Below are 4,310 nucleotides of genomic sequence, written 5' to 3' on the forward strand. Positions count from 1 at the left end.
ACGCTCAACGGCGTCGCGGCCCTTTTTATAGTGCAGTGCTTAAGCCGAATGGTAGGTCGGCAGTGCAAAGCGATTCTGGCTTTGCAGCATCGAAATCTGTGGCAGGTCACTGGCTTGTTCGGCCAGGTCGCGGCGGATGGCGCTGATCACCCAAGTGAGTTGATCGGCAGTGTGCAACTGCTGGTAGGAAATCGAGCGCTTGACCTGTTTGCCTTCACTGTTGCGCAGGGTCAACAGGATACCGCCGTCGGGACGTGGCTGGGTGGTCACGTCGTAGTTGGAGAATACTGAAGCGAATTTATCTTGGATCAGGCTCATGTCTATCAGCTCCGTTGGCTCAAGTTGGCAAGCATGGAGTGATAGGTGCAGTGATTGTGCCAGCTTCTGATTTATTAAAATATCGTTATAAATCAGTAGTTTATAAAAATATAAAATTTTCGGTTTCGTGCAATTTGCATGAATGGCCATCATGCATCCTGCATTTTGCGCTACTCGGGACGGTCGAATCGGCGCCCCGTTATTTATGAAGACTGCCTTTGCGCCGCTAAATTCCGTTTTTCCGCTGTCGTCGGTCGGGATACAAAACTTTTCAAATCCCGCGTGTACAGTCGAAGAAGGGCTGACGTATTTTCCTGCAATGCATTGGGCCTCCCTCTTACGGAGGTATGGATGCGTTGGGATCATACGAACAATAAGAAAAAGGATGTTCCGCCATGAGCCACCCGCAGAACGACATGATCACCTGGGGCAAGTTGCTGCGTAAGGTGCCCTCCATTGTTCGTGCCCTGCCACGCGTCGTGCGTGGCATGCGTGCCGCCAATGTCACCGACCCCGCGCAGCCTTGCGGGTTGGGGTGGCACTTTGAGCAAGCTACCCTGCGCAATCCCGATGGCAATGCGTTGCTGTACGGCGACCGGGCGCTCAGCTATACCGAAGCCAACCAGCGTGCCAATCGTATCGCCCATCACCTGCATGCCCAGGGCATTGGCAAAGGCGACGTAGTGGCGTTGTTTGTCGAAAATCGCCCCGAATTACTCTTGAACGTGCTGGCCGTGGCCAAGCTGGGGGGCGTCTGCGCGATGCTCAATACTGCGCAAACCCAAGCGGCCCTGGTGCACAGCCTGAACCTGGTGAGCCCGGTAGCCATTATTGTCGGGGCGGAACTGGTGGCGTCCTATCAAGACGTGCGTGATCAGGTCGCGATCACGGCTGATCGAACCTGGTTCGTCGCCGACCAGCCGTCCAGCGAGGTGCCGGACGGTTATATCGATCTGATGGCGGCCAGTGCCGGGTGCTCGGTGCAGAACCCGGCCAGCACCGCGCAGATATTCTTCAATGCCCCGTGCTTTTATATCTACACGTCAGGCACCACCGGCCTGCCCAAGGCCGGGATCATGAAACATGGTCGCTGGACCAAGACTGCCGTCAGCTTCGGCAGCATCGCCCTGGACATGGGCCCGGATGATGTCCTCTATTGCACCTTGCCGCTGTACCACGCCACCGGATTATGTGTGTGCTGGGGTTCGGCGATTGTCGGCGCGTCGGGCTTTGCCATCCGCCGCAAGTTCAGCGCCAGCCAGTTCTGGGATGACGCGCGTAAGTTCAAGGCAACCACCCTCGGTTACGTCGGCGAGTTGTGCCGTTACCTGCTTGACCAGCCGCCCGGCGAGAACGACCGTGACAATCGCGTCACCAAGATGGTCGGCAACGGCCTGCGCCCTGGCGTGTGGGCGCAGTTCAAGACGCGCTACGGCGTCGAGCATATCTGCGAGTTGTACGCGGCCAGCGACGGCAATATCGGCTTTACCAACGTCTTGAATTTCGACAACACCATTGGCTTTTGCCTGCAGCATTGGGCCCTCGTCGACTACGACCACGAAGGCGGCGAGCCGCTGCGTGGCAGCGATGGCTTCATGCATAAAGTGCCCACGGGCGGGCAGGGCCTGTTGTTGGCACGAATCGATGAAAAATCCCCCTTCGACGGCTACACCGACCCGGAAAAGAACCGCAAGGTCGTGCTCACCGACGTGTTTGAAAAGGGCGACCGCTACTTCAATACCGGCGACTTGTTGCGCAGCATTGGCTTCGGCCATGCGCAATTTGTCGATCGCCTGGGGGACACCTACCGCTGGAAAGGTGAAAACGTCTCCACCACCGAAGTCGAGAACGTCCTGCTGCAACACCCGCAGATCGCCGAAGTGGTGGCTTATGGCGTCGAGATCGAAAACACCAACGGCCGTGCGGGCATGGTCGCCATCACCCCGAGCGAATCCCTGGCCGCGCTGGATATGCGCGAACTGCTGCAGTTCGCCCACGGCCAATTGCCGGCCTATGCGGTGCCGCTGTTCCTGCGGATCAAGGTCAAGATGGAAACCACCGGCACCTTCAAGTACCAGAAGGTCAAGCTCAAGGAGGAGGCCTTTGATCCAGGCAAGTCGGGCAATGACCCGGTGTATGCCTGGCTGCCGGGTTCGGACTGCTACGTGCCGGTCACCGGGCAATTGCTGGCGCAGATCCAGGGCGGTCAATTCCGCTATTGATTGTGCCTATCGGGGCTTTTGACAAAAAAACCATGACAGGTGGGAACTCCCTCGCGACACTTGGCGCCCTATAAGCACCAGATAAGGAGCCCCACATGTCCGACCAGCCGAAACAAATGACCGAAGATGAAGCCGCTGAATTTGCCGAGCAAGTCTTCGACGTTGCCCGCAGCGGTGACGCGGCCATGCTTGCCGCGCTGCTGGCCAAAGGCTTGCCGGCCAATTTGCGCAATCACAATGGCGACACCCTGCTGATGCTCTCGGCCTACCACGGCCACGCCGAGGCGGTAAAAGTCCTGCTGGAGTTCAAGGCCGACCCGCTGATCGCCAATGACAAGAACCAACTGCCGATTGCCGGTGCCGCCTTCAAAGGCAACCTGCCGGTGGTCAAGGCGCTGATCGAAGGCGGTACGCCGGTAGACGCCGCGTCCTCTGATGGCCGCACCGCGCTGATGATGGCGGCCATGTTCAACCGCGTCGACATGGTTGACTACCTGCTGGGCCAGGGCGCCAACCCCAAGGCTACGGATGCCCAAGGCGCAACCGCGTTGGCAGCCGCCCAGACCATGGGCGCAGTGGATACGGCGGCGCAGTTGCAGAAACTGGTGTAGGCTTTGCGCCCTCAAAAACCAGCCCGCTACAGGATCGCCCCATGAAAACCAGCCTCGTCGAACTCATCAGCAAAATCAGCGCCGGGGTCATGGGCGACGACGAGGTCGCGAAGATCGCCGATGAGGCTGCCCAAGCCTACGCGGATCCTGCTGCATTTCTGGCCGCCAACCCGGACATCAACTACGACGACAGCTTCCCGATTCCGTTGGGGGAGTGGGTGGTGGTGGGCAGCCTGCCGGAGACCGTGCTGTTCCAGGCCGACACGTACGGTGAGCTGTTTGCGCAGATCGTCGCCTCGTTCGGCCCGGGCGTTTCGTTCAACCTCAAGCCCAAGCAATTGGCCAAGACCGAAAGCCTCACTGCCCTGAACCGCATTCAGATCCAGATGAGTGCCCTGAGCCCGGAAGATGGCGGCTATGTGCTGCTTGATTTCAGCCAGCCGCTGGATGATGAGATCCAGGCTGTATTGGTGTTCGGCAACGACCTGCCACGGGTGCTGGAGCTGTGTGGCGAAGTCGGCATCAAGGCCGAGCCATCCCTGGAAGCGCTGAAGGTGGCAATCCACGTCTGAAATAAAACGGAACCCCGGCCAGGGCTGACTATCCTACAAGGGCATGCCCTCACTTAGGAGCGACACCATGGGTTCCACTTTTAATGGCTTGATTGGGTTGATCATCCTCGCGCTGGATATCTGGGCGATCATCAACGTGTTCAAAAGCGGCGCAAGCACGGGCGCCAAGGTGTTGTGGATCCTGTTGATCCTGCTGCTGCCGGTACTGGGCCTGATTATCTGGGCGATTGCCGGGCCACGGGGCAACGTGCGGATCTGATCGCCTCACTCTACCCGGAGTAGGCACTACCCAGTGTGGGAGGGGGCTTGCCCCCGATGGCCATAGGTATCTACACAACTTTGGCGTGGCCCTGAACCTGTGGTGAAGGGGCTTGCTCCCGTGACAACCTGATAGCCGACGCGTATCTAATTGATGCCCCGCGATTTAAATGTGGGAGGGGGCTTGCCCCCGATGGCGGCTTGACAGCCGACCAGGATGTTGGATCTGACCGAGTACATATCCGTTTCTGCGGTAACGGCTACTTAGGGTTACGCCCTTACGGCGTGTCACTTTTGTAAAGGCACAAAAGTAACCAAAAGGCCTTCGC

5 protein-coding genes are annotated in these 4,310 nt (G+C 58.7%); 4 read left to right on the plus strand and 1 reads right to left on the minus strand.

Annotated elements, in window-relative coordinates; translation table 11 throughout:
- Nucleotides 1-39: 39 nt before the first annotated feature.
- Nucleotides 40-318: a DUF3509 domain-containing protein gene (locus EJD88_RS06190; RefSeq protein ID WP_010208870.1), complete on the minus strand. Its 279-nt coding sequence runs from the start codon at nt 316-318 to the stop codon at nt 40-42.
- 395 nt (nt 319-713) lie between these two features.
- Here EJD88_RS06190 and EJD88_RS06195 point away from each other — a divergent pair, with 395 nt between their 5' ends.
- The 4 genes from EJD88_RS06195 to EJD88_RS06210 all read left to right on the plus strand — a co-directional run bounded on the left by EJD88_RS06195 (nt 714) and on the right by EJD88_RS06210 (nt 3,982).
- Nucleotides 714-2,540 (plus strand): long-chain-acyl-CoA synthetase, encoded by a 1,827-nt coding sequence (locus EJD88_RS06195; protein ID WP_158877232.1) that lies wholly within the window; start codon nt 714-716, stop codon nt 2,538-2,540.
- Between the two features lie 95 nt (nt 2,541-2,635).
- Nucleotides 2,636-3,151, plus strand: coding sequence for an ankyrin repeat domain-containing protein (locus EJD88_RS06200; protein WP_158877234.1), 516 nt, complete (start codon nt 2,636-2,638; stop codon nt 3,149-3,151).
- Between the two features lie 41 nt (nt 3,152-3,192).
- Nucleotides 3,193-3,723 carry a hypothetical protein gene (locus EJD88_RS06205; RefSeq protein WP_158877236.1) on the plus strand — a complete coding sequence of 177 codons (531 nt, stop codon included), beginning with the start codon at nt 3,193-3,195 and terminating at the stop codon, nt 3,721-3,723.
- Between the two features lie 67 nt (nt 3,724-3,790).
- Complete coding sequence (locus EJD88_RS06210; protein ID WP_003172956.1) at nt 3,791-3,982, plus strand: PLDc N-terminal domain-containing protein; 192 nt, start codon at nt 3,791-3,793, stop codon at nt 3,980-3,982.
- Nucleotides 3,983-4,310: the final 328 nt, after the last annotated feature.

It is taken from the genome of Pseudomonas sp. PB105, from assembly GCF_009764655.1.
GTDB classification, from domain to species: domain Bacteria; phylum Pseudomonadota; class Gammaproteobacteria; order Pseudomonadales; family Pseudomonadaceae; genus Aquipseudomonas; species Aquipseudomonas cyclaminis.